Genomic DNA, 17453 nt, shown 5'->3' with positions numbered 1-17453 from the left:
TTGACGAGAACGTAATGTTCTCTTTATTTCGCTCGGTTATCATACAGTCTGACGACTTGTACCATAACCTCGCGTTTAGAATTTTGCAGTTGCAAAATTCTGCTCACTCGTTGTTCAGTTTTCAAAGATCAACTTTGTCGTTATCGCTTCATTTAATTTCAGCGGCGACTTTTATAATGTATCATACTCTGTATTCTTTAGTCAAGCACTTTTTTTAAAAAGTTTTTAACCTCTTATTTGCAAAGGATATTCCTGCATTTAAGTGATTCAAGAATACTTAGTGCCTTTTTAACGGGCGAGTTATAATTTATCACGATTTGAATATTGGAGTCAAGCTATTTAGCTAACTTTTTTCAATTAAATTCGATCTTTTCTGCGTCAATTCTATTACAGTACATATAACAATGGGAATCAACAGATTGGAGCGATTTAATAATGCGGTAATCTTCACTTCGCACAATACTTAATCTCTCTGCCTCCCTCGGTTACAAACGGAACTAGACTCTCTGTTTCTCTAATAATAGAACGGTGTACCAGCTTCCGAAGCAGCAACGGAATCTCATCTTGCATAAAGCAAAGGTCAGGATGCTTCATCAGCTCATGCAGGCTCCACGGTTTATTACTACTGCGAACAATGTCCAGGAGAAGACTGCAGCTGCTCTCCATCTTGGACAACACTGAGAATTCACAAGCCAATAGAATAAGCTCTACGCGCTGTTCAAGTGTCTCTTTGCTCATAGTAAGCTCCTCATATAACTTATATACAGAGCGATCCATGTCTCGTAATTGAGTCCACACTGCTCTTTCGGGAGAGATCCCTTTCTCCATCACTACAATCCTTGCCCAATGATTTAATGATTCCAAGACGCTCTGATAAGCATCAATTACTTCTCCATCTTTGATCCATCTCTTTGCATCCAAGTAAGTACGCAAAAATTGAGAGAACTCATAAAATATTTTCTGCTTGCGGAGCTTTGAACCAAATTGTTGTATATAATCTCTGTGAACCTTTATCTTGTCACCCTTGTCCCACAGTATATCGCCATGTAAAAAAGCTTCAATTACACCTCGATCTGCTCCCGTAATCAAACAGCGGGCCAAACGCTTCCAGTCCATATATAGAATCTGATAACGCACTTCACCAATGGCTGAATGCCTGTATCTGTTCTCCGTTGGGCCATCTTCATGCAGTATCAGCACAAGAACTTCGAAATCCTGCATTAATGAGCCATAAAATTGTTCTCCTGAATGAGGATATACAATCGCTCCAACTGCTCCGTGTTTAGATGATTCCTCAGATAAAAAAGAATAATTCTTAAGTTCCACGGTCTCCCTCCAGACAATAAAAATGGTGATTTTATTCCAGTTAAGTTATAATATAGTTCTACATAAGAACATAGGTTTCCTGCTTCACTGAGAAGACGACACTCATGCATAAGGAGCATAACTATGATTTTTAAAACTGCTAAAATTGAAGCCTTTCGTACGTGGGGACTGTTGCTTACCATGCTGGGCATGGGGCTCATGGTTCTGGGAACAGCCGGGATTGTATTCTGGGGCACCGCAGGTAAGGTGTTCGCAGGTATAGGACTTGTCATTGGGTTGATCGCGATGATGGGCAGTCTTGCCATCTATTTTTGGGCTGGAATGATGTCTGTCAGCGCAGTTCAAATTGAATGTCCTGAATGCAGCAAGCTCACTAAAATGCTGGGCAAAACAGACCGCTGTATGTTCTGTAAAACGATATTGACACACGACCCTGCGCAGGCGAATACCACTATTGAAGAACTGAACATGAACAAATCCGAACCCGTATCCAGATCATAGCCGATGCTAGAATACGAAAACAGGGACAGCTCTCATTATGAACTGTCCCTGTTTTTTTATCATTATAATGAATGAGTTCTTCAACGCTGATGAATTCCATTAAGAACTGCCCAAGCACCTTTATTGGCAAAGCTTCTGTTCCAGGTGGCGATTCCTGCCAGCTTCAGCTCACTCGCCAGATCAACTCTTGCCCGAAGTGAGGTTTTATCCTCAAGCCAGATCTGATTCCGCACTTCCCCCTCTGTGAATTCCACATAGTTCTGTCCTGTATCCGCTGAGAATGTCGGAGTCAGCTTATGCTGCTTAATCAGATCCTGAGCTGAGTCCATCCCAATGGCCTTGGAAGTAATCCCGCTGTCCTCTCCTGATTCCTGTATAGACCATACTCTTGTATAGGATGGAATACCCAGCAGCAGCTTGTCCGCTGGCACTTCATCTTCTACCATGATCTTGTTCATCGCCGCGGTCACCCATGGCAACGATGCAACAGATCCCGCCGTCGGGCTCGATGCCCAGTGTTCATCATAAGTCATGACCATCATGTAATCTGCAATTTCGCCTAATGCCCTGCGATCTAAAAATAAGGACCACATCTCACTGTTTGACTTCGGTGTAACGGCAATCGACAACACGAGGTCATTCTGCTTGGCGTAAGGACGGAGCTCTCTCATGAACTGAGTCACCAACGGCCCATCCTCTGTATACACATTCTCGAAATCTATATTAATCCCGTCGAGCTGATAGGCAGCAGCATATTCGATCATCTTCTGGATAATAGCCGTTCGTCGATCATAAGTAGAGAGTGCTTCTGCAGTCATATCCGGATCAAAGCTATTGCTGAGCAGTCCCCATACTTCCATCCCCAGCTCCTTGGCCTTATGAACGTATTCCAGATCACCTTTGCTCTCCACCAAGCCATTGCCATCAGTAATATCAAACCATGTCGGACTCACCACATTGACGCCCTTCATCGTCTGCAGGTTGGCCGGATCAGCTGCTCTATTGTATACGGCTTCCCATGCCAGATTAATTGTCTTCCCCTTCCAACGCTGTTCGGCTGCGGTGGGTACTGATTCAAGTGCCGGAACTGTCACCTTTTCTGTCGGCTTTATTTTGCCAGCAGTTGTATACCCCGCATAACCATCATCCATTTGAACATAATGCCAGTCTTCGTTCGAGGACCAAATCCTCACCCGATCCCCTGGATGCATCTGCGCGGTGATAGCGGAGCTGTTATCTGGCTCTTTATAGAGCGGAATTTCCTGCTCAGGATCTTTCCCTGCTGCTGAACCGTATTGAATCACTTCGCCTGCGTTCATTAGAAGCACAGCACCGGTCTCCATATCTTCGTGTACGGTAACGCCATACACTTCTTTTACTGCCTGCAACGGTACATAAGGTATTCCCTGTTCTTCAAAAGGTGCCGTATGAAGCTCATATTCCTTCGTATTCAGCTCTGCTTCCTCTTTACCGACATGCAGTCTCAATACTTTATCCGGTGAAGTTAATATAATCGCGCCATCCCCATCTTCATATCGCATTGCCGGATCGACAGCCTCCTGTAAAACAGGAAGCGGGAGCTGCAAGCTCTCGCCCGAGCCTACAGCTTCATAATCCATCAGCTCTCCATGTACAAAGATCGGTTTCGTAAAACCTCTCCAGTCTGCGTCTTCATATATATTTTGTGGATTAAATGTCGTGATCAATAAATAGATACCTACGCCAATAAATCCGATAGCTGCGATTCTTTTAGTAAAACTGGGCTTTCGCCTTCTCTTTTTGCGATAACCTTTTGCCAACTTGATGCTCCCCCATCCTATAGCAATTGCTTCTTAACTAATTCATAGCCGTTAGCCGCCGATCCCCAAAAATTTAAAAAGCGTGAGATACTCCCATTAAAGGAATTTCTCACGCTTATTGTATACACCTTTTACGATGGCCTGCAACTCTCGCATACACCGTACAATTCCAACCGTAAGCCGTTTACCTGAAAACCTGTATCCAGCCCGGCTCGTTCTTCCACATCAGCAAGCGAAGGATAATTGAAATCCCGAATGGTTCCGCAAGCTTCACAAATAATATGATAATGGTCTGTGACATTGGCATCAAACCTGCTCGCATTATCACCATACGCCAGCTCTCGTACCATACCGGCATTTGTAAACATCTTCAAATTATTATATACGGTCGCTACGCTCATGCTTGGAAACTGAGGCTCAAGAGCTCGATAAATCTCATCAGCTGTTGGATGTCCCATGGATTCCATCAGATAATTCAGTATCGCATGGCGCTGAGGCGTTATACGAACACCGGTCGTTTTTAATTGTTCTAATGCATGTTGGACACGTGTTGACATATGGCCCACCGCCTTACCTTTAATCATGCGCCTATAAAAAGAAAATAGATAGTCTCATAAAAACACAAAAATTACAGTAACCTTCATCACACAAATATATTGTAAAGTTTAATTCTAATTGTTGTCAACGCATGTAAGGCCAGCAATTCAGGGAATCTTTAATGAAATTCTAATAAAACAAGTGATCATTGCAGCATTTGATTCGTCCGATTCGTCTCCGTGTTCTCCCGGCTGGTCTCATCCTCCAATGTGGAGCGCTGGATTGTTATATCACTATTACCCTCTACTTGAACCTTATGCTCTCCTGTACCTGAGACGCCTGTAATCATCCTATTCTCAATCGTATAGGGAAGTTCGACGTTAAGATTACCGTAAGTGCTTGAGCCCGATACTTCGTAATCTCCTGTCTCAGGAATGGTTAACAAAATATCGCCGACAGCACTATAAATGTCCCAGTCTCCGCCGATCTGATTCGTATGGACTTGAACCGCTCCGTTCAGTGTCTCTAATCTTAACTTAGCTACCGGTTCATTTACGGTAATATTCCCGTTGCGTGTGCTGCCTGTAATATCCCCAACTATATCTGAGGCCTGTATTCGTCCGACAAGCGTTGTAAGATCTACACTGCCTGTCACTCCCTCTGCTCGAAGATCCCCGCGATTGGTATTCAGTACTGCACTTCCGATTACATCAGCTACCGATATATTCCCATTAAGGGTCTTAGCTTGAACATCTCCAATCGCATTATGAATATAGATCTTTCCATTCCCGCTCTCGACATCAATGCTGCTAATTGCCTCTGGCCGGTCAAGATATACAGAGCCATTAGAGGTTCTCACTTGAAGATCAAAGCGCCGGTCATCCGGGATCGTTATGGTCAGATTCATTCTAGGCTGGCGTTTAGATTCACTCCCATACCCTTGAGGGTCGGCGGCAATTTGGATCGTTTTCCCTTCTTGGGTATTAATCTCGGATGCATCTGCAATGGCCTGGGCTTCAACAGGCTCTACTTGATCCACCCATGCAATCGTCTTGACGACGACCGACTCTACATCGCCCCGGTTAATTCGAATGTCACCATTCACATTTTCAACGACAACGGCACCTGTTTCCATTTCAACTGGAATAGAAATCATTTCTTTTTCAATTTGGTTGTCAGCTGCCTCACTGTAATCCAGCGAAGCGGCACTTAAATTGAGACTCACTCGGTTCCACAGATGTGCGTAATGATCCTGCTGAGTCACAATAAAAATACAGCAGATCATAACACTTGCCGATAATATGCCTTTAAAATCGGGTCTGAATCTGTAGCGTGATTTCCTTTTTGCCTTGGGCCGTAATACTTGATTGAGCAGGAAGGCGATAATAAACTCAATCCCCCAAATGACCAGAATAAACGGCCAATAGTTAACTAGGCTGAAAACATACTCGGTCTGATAGACCTTGTCTATTATGAGCAGAATGCCAACGACAATGAGAAGGATCGATGCTGTATATCTCCCAATTCTTATTTTTAAGTAAGAGCCTGCACTCTTATTCATACGACGTTTCTTAAAAGTTAAGGACAATATCAGTTCTCGATTTAACAATAATAACCCTGCGATAACAAGGGCAGCGCCTACAGCATATAACCCATACTGGGCCAAATACAATTCAAGCCAGCGTGGTTTCTGTACAAACAGTACCATTAATCCACCGCCAAAGATCAGCAGCATACCAAAGGATAAGCCTCGCTCCCATCCCATAAAACCGATGCCTGGACGCAATATCGACGAGTCCTCACTTGGCTCCCCCGCTGTTTGTATACGGCGTTTCTTCATAAGCACCCAATCTGCTAATTGCAGAACATCATAAATATTGATGAAATAAATGACGGGTATGACGAGCGACAATAAAATAATTAACGGAACATTGATCTGAATCCCAATCGACGAGAAGTATAATAAGGCCGTTAAATCCAGCAGCAACAAGAAAATAAAAGTGAGGCCTTTAATGTACAAACCCAAATAAATATGACCCAAGCCAGGGAACAACGCAGACAATAAACCTGCAATAAACTTGTGCCAGTTACGCTGGAGCCGCCTTTTTGGACGCTTCGGGTTCGGATCGATATTCATCTGCATTTAAGGTGCTCACCTCCAATAGAACAATCGCATAATCTGCTTTTCTTTTGATACTACCCTATTCTTCTTCTATAGTAACTGGAAAGCTTATGTTGTTTGCAGCACAAACTTCCAAATTCCAAATATATTTTGTCTACAAAAAGACACCTTACTTCTCAAGTAACGAAAAGTAAAGTGTCAAAAATTTGTTTATTCCACTGATATGGACCTGAACTGATGACAGCTCTGCAGCTTGGTAACCAGATCCACGGTACTAAAATTGTTAGGAACAAGTACGTGCAGGGATACTTCCACATGAAGATTCAATTCAGATCGATAGCCGGGAGGACCCACTTCCAGATCACTCACCGTCATTTTCCGTATAATAATCTTCTCAGCCTCCATAAAGGCGGAAATCTTCTCAATCAGATTGGGAGATGAGTCTCCGCTTAGTGTTATTAAGTGCTGCTTGTTAGTTTTAAGGTATCGGCGTTCAACTTTATTAAATACCCACAGGTTCAGAAGTACCAGCAGCGTTGATATTACAGCGGCAAAATAGAAGCCTGCCCCTACAGCAAGACCTATGGCTGCGACTACCCATATCGAAGCTGCCGTCGTAAGCCCAGTGATGGATTTACCCGTAAACAGGATCGTTCCTGCTCCCAGAAAGCCCACGCCGGTAATAACGGCTGCCGCCAAACGTGCAGGGTCCATACGAACATTAACCTCATTTACAAAATCACCAAAGCCATAGACCGATAAGATCATAATTAATGATGAACCCAAACATACCAAAATATGAGTTCTGAAGCCTGCCGCATGGTTGGAGCGCTCGCGTTCAAGTCCGATAAGCCCTCCCATAAGCATGGCAAGGAGCAATCTAAGAAGTATGCTCCATTCACTGATATACCAAGGATCGTTCATTTGCATCTCTCCTTCCGTCAATCCTGTCTGAATTAAGAACGATCGTACATCCTATTCAAATGGAACGTCGTTAATTCCACATTCGGCGCAATCTCACAGCTCTGTACCGGCTCGAAGCCATACTTTTGATACAGCATTACAGCAGGTGTATTCTTCATGCCTGTCGACACAATAAATTTACGCACTTCTGAATACTGATCCAGCACATGCTGAATAAGCTGACCGGCAACACCTCTTCGAAAATGATTCGGATGAACCATCATTCTTGAGATCGTCAGGCTGTCTTCCCATTCCTGCTCCACCGAAATCGCCCCGATAAGCTCCATATCTTCATTTATATACCCATAAAACGTCTCTCCGCATTCCTGAAGACTGTCAATGGTATCAAGCAGTGGTGGAATGTCATGAAAGCCGATCAGCTCGGCCTCCAAGCGATACGCCATCTGCTGCAGTTTCCATACTTCCAGCATCAGGTCCCTGTCTTGCAAAGAAATATTTAGTATCATTTCCCTAACCAGCCCCCTAATTCAAAAAGAAGCCCGCCGCAATGGACGAGCTTCCGTGTTCAACGATCTTAAATCTATACTTAAAGGATACTACCGGTTCAAGACATCAGCAAGCAGCTTGTTTACCATACCCGGATTCGCCTTGCCTTTACTTTCCTTCATTACTTGACCCACAAGGAAGCCGATTGCTTTTTGCTTACCTGCTTTGTAGTCCTCAACCGATTGGGGGTTCGCAGCAACGACTTGCTCAACAATGCCAAGAATGGCTCCCTCATCACTGATCTGGACAAGACCTTTCTCCTCAACAATCTGCTGCGGCTTCTTGCCGCTCACAAGCATTTCCTTGAATACGGTCTTCGCGATCTTCGAGCTGATTGTGCCTTTCTCAATCAATCCAATCATTTCGCCAAGACCTTCACCCGTGATCGGAACCGCTGACAGCTCCTGATTCTCACTGTTCAGATAGCCAAGGAGATCTCCCATAATCCAGTTGGATACGGCTTTGGCGTCCGAAGTGTGCTTAAGACTCTCTTCGAACAGATCAGCTACCGCTTTGGAAGCTGTAATGACATCGGCATCATAGGAAGGCAGGCCGTACTCTGCCGTGTAACGCGCTTTACGCTCATCAGGAAGCTCTGGAATCGTAGCCTTTACCCGATCCTTCCATTCCTGATCAATATGAAGTGTGACAAGGTCTGGGTCTGGGAAGTAGCGATAATCATGAGCCTCTTCCTTGCTGCGCATGGACAGTGTCTTGCCCTGCGACTCATCCCAGCGGCGAGTTTCCTGAACGACCTCGTCTCCGTCATTCAACAGCTCAGCCTGGCGGTACTCCTCATATTCAAGACCGCGCTGTACACCACGGAAGGAGTTCATATTCTTCAGCTCAGCTTTGGTACCGAACTCTTTCTGTCCGTATGGACGCAAGCTGATATTGGCATCACAGCGCAGGGACCCTTCCTCCATCTTCACATCGGATACATCACAGTATTGCATGATGGAACGGATCTTCTCCAAATAAGCACGCGCTTCTTCCGGCGAAGAAATTTCTGGTTCTGATACAATCTCAACCAGTGGCGTACCTACTCTATTATAGTCCGCAAGTGTACCATAACCGCCATCCATATGAGTCAGCTTACCCGCATCCTCCTCCAGATGGAGACGTGTGATTCCGATACGCTTGGTTTCTCCGTTCACTTCAATATCTATCCAGCCATTCTCTCCAACAGGCTGATCATATTGAGAGATCTGATAGGCCTTAGGCGAATCAGGATAAAAATAGTTCTTGCGGTCAAATTTGCTTATATCTGCGATCGTACAGTTCAGAGCCATGGCTGCTTTCATCGCGTATTCGACCGCCTGACGGTTCAGCACCGGAAGAACCCCGGGATGTCCCAGGCAGATCGGACATGTATGTGTATTCGGCGGTGCACCAAACTCCGTGGAGCAGCCGCAGAAAATTTTAGATTTGGTATGCAGCTCTACATGGACTTCAAGCCCGATGACTGTCTCGTACTTGGATGTTGACATGATTCATTCTCCCTCTCTTTCCTTTAGGCCCTATAGCTGTGGCTGCTGTTTGTGATATTCCGTATGCTGCTCAAATGCATGGGCAACACGAAGAACGGTCGCTTCATCAAAAGCCTTGCCGATAATTTGCATTCCGACAGGCATTCCATCAGCAAAACCGCAAGGAATGCTAATCGCAGGCACACCTGCAAGGCTGACAGGAATCGTAAGGATATCGTTCAGATACATCGTCAGCGGATTGTCTACTTGAGAACCGAGCTTGAATGCTGTCGTAGGCGCTGTTGGTCCAATAATGACATCATAGTTCTTAAACACTTCGTCAAAATCATTCTTAATCAGCGTGCGGACTTTTTGAGCCTTCAAGTAATAGGCATCATAATAGCCTGAGCTGAGTGCGTATGTCCCGAGCATAATCCGGCGTTTCACTTCACTGCCGAAGCCCTCACTGCGGGATTTATGATACAGATCAAGCAAATTGTCAGGGTTGTCGGCACGAACGCCATAACGAACGCCATCAAATCTGGCAAGATTAGAAGATGCTTCAGAGGAAGCTAGCAAGTAATAGCTGGCTACAGCATACTCTGTATGCGGAAGAGATACCTCTTCCCAAGTTGCTCCAAGTCCTTCGAGGACTTTAAGCGCAGACATTACCGTCTCTTTCACGGAAGGATCTACGCCTTCGCCGATATATTCCTTAGGAACCCCGATCCGCAGACCTTTCACATCTCCGGTTAAGCTGCTCAGAAAATCAGGAACTTCGACATTGGCTGATGTCGAATCCATGGAATCATATCCGGATATCGCTTGAAGCACATAAGCAGAATCCTCGACATTCTTCGTAACCGGACCGATCTGATCGAGGGAAGAAGCAAATGCAACTAAGCCGAAACGGGAAACACGACCATAAGTCGGTTTCAAACCGACTACGCCGCAATAAGAGGCAGGCTGGCGAATCGAACCGCCCGTGTCGGAGCCGAGTGTGAAGTAGGCTTCTCCTGCTGCCACTGCCGCAGCTGAACCCCCGCTGGAGCCCCCGGGCACCCGATCCAGATCCCATGGATTACGCACCGGATAGAAGCTTGAGTTCTCGTTCGAGCCGCCCATCGCAAACTCGTCCATGTTCAGCTTGCCAAGTGTTACGATATCCGCTGCCTTCAGCTTCTTAACGACAGTCGCATCATAAACGGGAGTAAAGTTCGATAGGAACTGACTTGCACAGGTTGTACGAAGTCCCTCTGTCGAAATATTGTCCTTGATTCCTGCAGGCAGGCCAAATAGGAGTCCGCGGGCTTCGCCTGATACAAGCTTGTCATCCAGCCTTCTTGCAGCCTCCATTGCTCCTTCCTCATCAAGGGTGAGATACGCACGTACCTGCTCCTCAACTTGTCCTATTCTTGCATAAGATGCTGCAGTCAGCTCGGAAACCGAGATCTCTTTGGCATGCAGCTTATTATGTATCTCAGGTAGTGTAAGTTTAAGCAAACTCAAGATTATTAACCTCCCTAAAAAATAGCTTATTCAAGTACAGCCGGCACTCTGATCTGGCCATCTTCCTCATCAGGCGCGTTCAGCATTACTTTTTCAATCGGCAGGCTCTCCCGAACCTCATCTTCACGCATTACATTCGATACATGAAGCACGTGCGTAGTTGGTTCCACACCTTCTGTATCAAGCTCGTTCAGCTTCTCTGCATATTGTAAAATGGCATTCAGCTGCTCCGTCATCTGCGCTTCTTCTGCCTCGCTGAGATTAAGACGGGCCAGCTTGGCCACATGCTGCACATCCTGCTTCGTAATACTCATGCCTTCAAATCCTCCCTCTAAAAATACCTATACTAGTCATATTGTGTCCATTTTAACACGTCCATGCGGTGAATCAAATGAAAATACAAGTGTTACCCGATTATACCCAATACGCCTATCAATTCCAAGAATACAAAAAAGAGCCGGCAAATGCCGACCCTTATCATTCAAATCCACGCACGAAGATTGACTTGTTTTATAAAATCTGCTGTTGACATCGGTTCGCTTGCGGCCTCTTCCTCTTCCACGAGTTCCACTTTGTCGCCATTCATAAGCTGACGAAACAGTCTTTCGTTATGTGTCGCCAGAGCGTAATCAATCAGAGCTTCCCGCTCGACTCGCTCCGCCTCCTGCCTCAAGATCAAAGCTTCCGGCTCGACATCGCCGGTAGGTACGAAATAATTGCGGTTTACCTGAGGTACACGAATCACATAGTCAAAAGCGTTATCCGGGTTCCGGTCATATGCGATCACATAACCATACTCCCCTACAGGAAGATTCTGCTCAAAGGCGTCCGCGACGATGATAATTTTCTCCCCTAATTGTAGCATCGTCTACCTCCTGATTGTTATTGTCTGTCTAGTCTACTAAAAATAAAGAATGCTGTCTATGGAAAGAATGGGCTGAAAATGCACACAAAATAAAAAGAACGCAAACCGGGACTCGTCCGCAGTCTGCGTGCTTTGCAAAGTTAGTGGGTGTTTCAATAAAGATAATTGTAACCAATAATAAAAAATTTGTCTATATATTTTGAAGCATTTATCGACAGGATGTCCCAAATTAACGTCCAGGACGAACATAAGGATTATTTTGTTTCTCAAAACCAATCGTCGTCCTTGGGCCGTGGCCTGGATACACCTTAACATCATCTTCCAATGTATAAAGTGTATTCTGGATGGAGTGAATCAGGTCCCGCTCGCTTCCGCCTGGCAGATCGGTTCTTCCTACGCCGGCTCTGAACAGAACATCACCAGCAAACAGATCCTTACCGCATAAGAGACTCACGCTTCCTGGTGAATGCCCAGGTGTATGATACACGTGAAAGGTCTGTCCTACAAGCTCCAGCTTCATACCCGCTGCAAGATCATATTCCGCCGGACTCGCCGTAATCTCTCCGCCAAGCTCCGGCCAGCGCAGTGAACCGTTCCACTTTGCCGACGTAAGCCATTCGGCCTCAGCGGTATGCACATATACCGGACAGCCTTTCAGCTTGCGTATCTCCTCGACACCGCCAATATGATCAAAATGAGCATGGGTCAATATAATAGCCTCAATCTCCAAATCTTCGATTGCTCTGATCAGAGAAGCCGGATTCATCCCCGGGTCAATGATAAAAGCCTTGCCGCTGTCTTCTCCCTGCACCAAATAGGCATTGGTTTGCAGGGGACCTAGACTGAAAGTTCGTATGTTCAGCATTCTAAAAACCGGATATCAACTCATGCAGCTCCTTGACGATGACTGCTTGATATTCCGTTCCCTCCCCATAACGTCGTTTAATCTCCTGACGCGTCTCTGCCAGATTATTTTGATAATCCGCAGCCTCGCGGTCTGGATTATTCTCCTTGAAGGTAACCATTACCTCCTGGACATGCTCAGGACGTGGGCCCCAGGTTCCCAGAACAGCACCGCCCGAGTCTGTAAAAATAACGACTGGAATCGAACGTCCACCCATGGTCAGGAACTGATCCATGATCTCCAGATGGTGCTCCATAATGAGCATGTCTACCGGCATATCCGTCGTTTCCAATGCCCGGAGCACGACAGGAATATTTCGAACGACATCACCGCACCAATCTGCAGCGATAATGACTGCTCGCAGGTCATCACGGTATTTCAAGCTGTCAAAGAAGGATTTATCTTCTTCGTTCGTCCACTCGAAACGGTTATACCAATCTAGAAAAGCTTCTTTATTCTGTGTCATACCCTCTATAAATTCTTGGGGGGACAATCCTTTACCGAACTTGTGTGATAAATTAGGAGCCATGAAAAGCACTTCCTTTCCCGTATTAGCATGATTTGAATTATTGATTACATATAAACTAATTCGGCTCTTAACAAACAGCAGCTGCCAGGAATGATAGGAAAACAAGGTCAAGCTGTTATCCTGCATCACAACGTTGCCTCTTATTGCAGCTCCATCTTCAATAATAGCTGATTTTTCGGCTGGGAGAAAGTCTACCGGAATCCGCAGCTATGCCCTGTGCTTGAGAATGGTCAAAAGTGTATCCGCCCTTCCCTCATCCGCATATGGTACCTAAAGAGGAGGTCGATCAGCATGAAAGAGCATTCCCGCTACGGCAAGCAGACAGCCCCATTCTCCAAGGGACCGGCACCCAAGCTTCCGTCCGCAAGAAAAATAAGACGTGCCTGCAGCAAGGAGCTGTACCGGACTGTAAAACGGATGAAGCTGTATATTGCCCCGGATTTAGTATCGCAAGGAGAGGACCTGTATTACCGCAAGGTCATCGCAAACCTGCTCTGGGTTACAGAGCATCAGGATAATCGCAAAGCCCAGTGCGACTGGTGGGACACCGAGGTGCTTCCCGAGCTGTCCGAGCTGTGGAACGTGCCTGCTGCCAAGCTGTCCAGCGCCTTCCGAGACGCTTACGGCGGTTAGAACTTATGTAGAGCGGCCCAGACTATGCCAATTTCTTCTCTCCATCCGCTAGGCTCAACAAACAAGATACCCGCCCGGTACAAAATAGCGATGCAAGATGTTCGGCTAGTGACTACAAGCGCTCCACCGGCAGCTTCCAGGCTGCGATTAATACAAGCAGCATCCAAAATAAAGGATAGCTGAAGTCGAAATCGACTGCGCCATGAAGCATGACAATCAAGCACACGGGAATGGTCTCCCGACTATGACGTAACAGCAGGCGCAGGATGTAAGCGAATAGGAGCAGCATGAGCATAAGCCCCATGACACCGGTATCGAGGAATAGATCCAGATATCCGCTGTGCACTTCTGTGCCAATATACGGTGAGGATTGGACCGTATATACCGCATGCTTCCATGCGTCCCCGCCATGCCCAAGCCAAGGGGAGCGCACACCATATAGCACCGCATCACGCCACATCGCCTCCCTCGCAAACCAAGTTGCGCCGGAGGTGATTCTGCTGATGGCGGTATGGTACACCAGCCCCGCTGCACCCGTCAGTGCAGCAAGGGCCACGCACGCGGCAGCCACGCGGTGTCCGCGTGCCAGCAGGGCATGGAGCAGCAGCGCGAATACGAGCGCTGCGATCTCGCCCCCGGCCAGCAGCATGAGGCCGGGGAGTGGAGCCGGCGCGAGTGCAGCGCCGGCAAGGGCGTGATGTGCGAGCGCGGCGCATAAGAGCGGCGGCGCACTCGCACAGAGCAGCGGCAGGCGCCTGCCTTGCCGCTGAAGCAGGAGCAGTGCGAGTGCGCTCAGCAGCAGCGCGAGCCATGCTCCGCGCGACTCGCTGATGAGGAGCGCGGTCGCAGCTGGGAACAGGCCGAGGGCCGTTTCTGCCACCTTCCTCAGCTCGCCTGCCGGGGAGCTGGAGCATGCCGAAGCGGCTGAAGCCAGCCGCTCCAAGAAGAACATCCCGACCAGCACGCCGTACGCGTTAGGGTATTCGACCAAGCCCGCAAGTCTGGCACCATAGGCACTCAGCAGAGGATCATCCGTCCGCATTACTGCATTAGGAAGGACAAGCAGACCGCATACGGCCAGTAATCCGCTTAGCGTCATCAGCCAGCCCATCAGCTGAAAGCCTGCAGAGATCCACTTTTTTCCTCTTATAGAATGTCCAAGAATACAGCAGCCTGCGGCGAACACACTAATGACAAAAAATTGCATGAGGCTGTCTCTTGTTCCATTGAGGCTTACCGGATTTCCAAAGAGCAGGTGCCACGCATAGATCAATGCGATGAGCAGCGGTATCAAAACAAGGGGTGTATGATTGTACATTATTTTTGCTGAATTTGAAGACGTATTAATGGTGAACAGCCACAATCCAAGCAGCACAGCCGGGAACCAGACGCTGATCCCTTCCCATGTGAAAGAGAAGAACAACCCCTGATGCAGACAAGCATACACGAGCACTGCCGTAACGAGCAGTCCGATTGAATCTAAGGCATGAATGGCCAACCCTTTATCCGATTTGCTCGTTCGTATTGAATCTGTATGCTGCATTTAAGGAAGCTCCCTTTTCTACTAGAATTCATTCACTGGAATGTTCTCCTATTACTATTGCCTAACCCAAAAAAGCCCAACCCTTCCGGGCTGGACTTTTGAAACATATGGCAGGTAGGTTGTGAGATTACAATTGGAGAGGACAAGATCCCCTTACTTTGCTGCTCCCACCGGTAACCGATCTGCGCATGCTCTTTCCAAGTAAGGATTAACATGCAAGAAATCACGATATGCCGTATACTCATTCCACAACTGATCTGTATCTCCAGCATTTCCCTTTACAGCGCGAATCAGAATATTCTTGGGTGTATGCTCCATATCGATGAATTCCAGCAGCTGTGTACGGTAGCCCATAATATCAAGCAGCTTGGCACGAATGGCATCTGTAGCAAGGGCAGCAAACCGTTCCTTGAGAATCCCGTGTGATAATAAAGGATTCATGACATTTGCCTCCATCTGAGCAAACAGCTCATGCTGACAGCACGGAACTGATAATATTACGGATGCGCCCCAGCGCACCGCCTTCTCAAGAGCAGCATCTGTTGCTGTATCGCAGGCATGAAGTGTAACGACCATATCCACCTGTTCAAGCTCATTGTATTCTGCAATGTCCCCTACCAGAAATTTCAGCCCAGTATAGCCCAGATTCTTGCCGATTTGGCTGCAATGCTCGATCACATCTGCCTTCAAATCCAGACCTACGACCTGAAGCTTCCTGCGCTGCTGCACAGCCAAGTAATGGTATAGAGCAAAGGTAAGATACGATTTGCCACAGCCAAAATCGACAATCGTAATCGGTCGTCCCTGCGGCAAATTAGGCAGTACATCCTCCACCATTTCAAGGAAGCGATTGATCTGCTTGAACTTATCATATTTACGGGCATGCACCTTGCCTTCATCGCTCATAATACCGAGCTCAATCAGGAAGGGAATCGGCTTGCCGTCCTCTAGCACATAACGTTTCTTCCGATTATGAGACAAATCCGCCTCCTGCTTGGAGGGAGTTTTGGTCAAGATCGACACTTTGTACTTCTTGCTGATCAAGATCTGATAGTCGGCTTCAGGAGTACAAATCATGCCTTGCCGAAAAGTCTCCTCAAATAATTGCTTCATCCGCTCAGCAGCTTCATCCGGGATCAAATTATCGTGAGTTACTTTATTGTTCTGATGGTATGCAAATTGGTAATGGAGTTTGTTTTTAAGCAGAACCGGCTTAACCTGCACTTTAGTGAAGGTCTGTCCTTCTTTCTTGCGAAGCTGACTTAGTGTAGCCGTAATCAGTCCCTGCTCTTCAAAAATACCTTCAATTAATTTTCGTAATGAATCCAAAGGGTACATCTCACTTTCTATGGTTAACATTGTTCTTTGAGTAACAATAACATATCAGAACACATTGTCCAGCTCAGCTTGTCTTATAAAGCCAGCACCGGCAGGTCTATCCTACTTATCTGCCCTGCAATTCCCGAAGTCCTTCCTCCACTTCTGTGCGAGGCAGACCTCCCGCTTCAAGCTGTACATCCTCTTGCAGCAGCAGACGCTTGTAGAACTCAGCCGCCTCCTGTGCATATTGCTCCTGCCTGCTCAAGCGATACCAGCTGTTCTCCGCCTCGTCATATCGTCCCGCTTTCTCGTGATATAACGCCTTTAGTCTTTCCGTCTTCTCAGGCAGCTCATACCCTTTAATTTCCTCCAGCAATGCCGCAACGCGTTCAGGTGCACTTAAGATCTCTCTGTTTGCCCCATGAAGCAGGCTATATAAATATAAATGCAGAGCTTTCATCCAGCGGACAAGTGCTTGATCAGTCGACCCTTGATCCATGTACACTCGGCCTTCCTCTTCCATAATTCGTGCCACTTGCTGGACCTTGTCTACTTCCACACCGTCACCAAGCCGGAACAAATCGATGATATCTTCAACCGGAAGAGAGTTCAGCAGCTGAGAATTAAGCCGGAACTGGCGTTTAAGCCACTCATCCAGCTCCCATAAGGCATCAATATGCATTTTCTTCTGCTTCAGCTCAAACACTTTACCGATCATTTCCGTCATTTCCTCCACCATGCGGAGGAGATAATCTCTTCTAAACATCAGCGTCTCTTCTCCTTTGGCCGTCTGTCCGAAGCACGGAGCGGCTTATCCGTGAGTTCTGAGCGTTCCAGCACTCCATTTAAATTGTACCCGGAATATAAGGAAAAAGCCAAACATGAAAGACTTTGTTGTAAGAAGCTGATTGTAAAATATGAGGCTC

Annotated in this window: 17 protein-coding genes; 2 read left to right on the top strand and 15 right to left on the bottom strand. The window is 46.8% G+C overall.

Features of this window, described 5'->3' with window-relative positions:
* Positions 1–447: 447 nt before the first annotated feature.
* On the bottom strand, positions 448–1326 hold the full coding sequence (locus TCA2_RS22115) for a nucleotidyltransferase-like protein (RefSeq protein ID WP_047913767.1): 879 nt from the start codon (positions 1324–1326) through the stop codon (positions 448–450).
* A 123-nt stretch (positions 1327–1449) separates the two neighbouring features.
* On the opposite strand from TCA2_RS22115, the gene TCA2_RS22110 reads away from it, so the two are divergent.
* Complete coding sequence (locus TCA2_RS22110; protein ID WP_047913766.1) at positions 1450–1827, top strand: DUF2614 family zinc ribbon-containing protein; 378 nt, start codon at positions 1450–1452, stop codon at positions 1825–1827.
* A gap of 80 nt (positions 1828–1907) precedes the next feature.
* Here TCA2_RS22110 and TCA2_RS22105 read toward each other — a convergent pair whose 3' ends face one another.
* The 11 genes from TCA2_RS22105 to TCA2_RS22055 form a co-directional block, all read right to left on the bottom strand.
* Positions 1908–3626: a glycosyl hydrolase family 18 protein gene (locus TCA2_RS22105; protein WP_047913765.1), complete on the bottom strand. Its 1719-nt coding sequence runs from the start codon at positions 3624–3626 to the stop codon at positions 1908–1910.
* 131 nt (positions 3627–3757) lie between these two features.
* Positions 3758–4183: a Fur family transcriptional regulator gene (locus TCA2_RS22100; protein WP_047913764.1), complete on the bottom strand. Its 426-nt coding sequence runs from the start codon at positions 4181–4183 to the stop codon at positions 3758–3760.
* Positions 4184–4368: 185 nt separating this feature from the next.
* On the bottom strand, positions 4369–6306 hold the full coding sequence (locus TCA2_RS22095; protein ID WP_052512264.1) for a DUF4097 family beta strand repeat-containing protein: 1938 nt from the start codon (positions 6304–6306) through the stop codon (positions 4369–4371).
* 189 nt (positions 6307–6495) lie between these two features.
* Positions 6496–7209 carry an MgtC/SapB family protein gene (locus TCA2_RS22090; protein ID WP_047913763.1) on the bottom strand — a complete coding sequence of 238 codons (714 nt, stop codon included), beginning with the start codon at positions 7207–7209 and terminating at the stop codon, positions 6496–6498.
* Positions 7210–7241: 32 nt separating this feature from the next.
* A complete protein-coding gene (locus tag TCA2_RS22085; protein ID WP_047913762.1) occupies positions 7242–7715 on the bottom strand; it encodes a GNAT family N-acetyltransferase in 474 nt (157 codons plus the stop codon).
* 90 nt (positions 7716–7805) lie between these two features.
* Positions 7806–9245 carry an Asp-tRNA(Asn)/Glu-tRNA(Gln) amidotransferase subunit GatB gene (gene gatB / locus TCA2_RS22080; RefSeq protein WP_047913761.1) on the bottom strand — a complete coding sequence of 480 codons (1440 nt, stop codon included), beginning with the start codon at positions 9243–9245 and terminating at the stop codon, positions 7806–7808.
* A gap of 30 nt (positions 9246–9275) precedes the next feature.
* On the bottom strand, positions 9276–10733 hold the full coding sequence (gene gatA, locus TCA2_RS22075) for an Asp-tRNA(Asn)/Glu-tRNA(Gln) amidotransferase subunit GatA (RefSeq protein WP_047913760.1): 1458 nt from the start codon (positions 10731–10733) through the stop codon (positions 9276–9278).
* A 26-nt stretch (positions 10734–10759) separates the two neighbouring features.
* Positions 10760–11047, bottom strand: a complete 288-nt coding sequence (gene gatC, locus TCA2_RS22070; protein ID WP_047913759.1) for an Asp-tRNA(Asn)/Glu-tRNA(Gln) amidotransferase subunit GatC — start codon at positions 11045–11047, stop codon at positions 10760–10762.
* 167 nt (positions 11048–11214) lie between these two features.
* Entirely contained in the window at positions 11215–11598 is a 384-nt protein-coding gene (locus tag TCA2_RS22065; RefSeq protein ID WP_047913758.1) for a hypothetical protein, read from the bottom strand.
* Between the two features lie 229 nt (positions 11599–11827).
* A complete protein-coding gene (locus TCA2_RS22060) occupies positions 11828–12463 on the bottom strand; it encodes an MBL fold metallo-hydrolase (protein WP_047913757.1) in 636 nt (211 codons plus the stop codon).
* A gap of 1 nt (position 12464) precedes the next feature.
* Complete coding sequence (locus TCA2_RS22055; RefSeq protein ID WP_047913781.1) at positions 12465–13031, bottom strand: thioredoxin family protein; 567 nt, start codon at positions 13029–13031, stop codon at positions 12465–12467.
* Positions 13032–13322: 291 nt separating this feature from the next.
* Here TCA2_RS22055 and TCA2_RS22050 point away from each other — a divergent pair, with 291 nt between their 5' ends.
* Positions 13323–13664 (top strand): hypothetical protein, encoded by a 342-nt coding sequence (locus TCA2_RS22050; protein WP_047913756.1) that lies wholly within the window; start codon positions 13323–13325, stop codon positions 13662–13664.
* Positions 13665–13776: 112 nt separating this feature from the next.
* On the opposite strand, the gene TCA2_RS22045 is transcribed toward TCA2_RS22050, so the two are convergent.
* The 3 genes from TCA2_RS22045 to TCA2_RS22035 form a co-directional block, all read right to left on the bottom strand.
* Positions 13777–15207, bottom strand: coding sequence for an O-antigen ligase (locus tag TCA2_RS22045; protein ID WP_047913755.1), 1431 nt, complete (start codon positions 15205–15207; stop codon positions 13777–13779).
* A 153-nt stretch (positions 15208–15360) separates the two neighbouring features.
* Positions 15361–16545 (bottom strand): SAM-dependent methyltransferase, encoded by a 1185-nt coding sequence (locus tag TCA2_RS22040; RefSeq protein WP_081872743.1) that lies wholly within the window; start codon positions 16543–16545, stop codon positions 15361–15363.
* Between the two features lie 106 nt (positions 16546–16651).
* Positions 16652–17293 carry a DUF6483 family protein gene (locus TCA2_RS22035; protein WP_047913753.1) on the bottom strand — a complete coding sequence of 214 codons (642 nt, stop codon included), beginning with the start codon at positions 17291–17293 and terminating at the stop codon, positions 16652–16654.
* Between the last annotated feature and the right edge of the window lie 160 nt (positions 17294–17453).

The sequence above is a fragment of the Paenibacillus sp. TCA20 genome, assembly GCF_000732325.1.
GTDB classification, from domain to species: domain Bacteria; phylum Bacillota; class Bacilli; order Paenibacillales; family Paenibacillaceae; genus Paenibacillus; species Paenibacillus urinalis.
The sequence above is the reverse complement of the archived record's forward strand: the minus strand, read 5'-3'. Positions and strand labels throughout refer to the sequence as shown.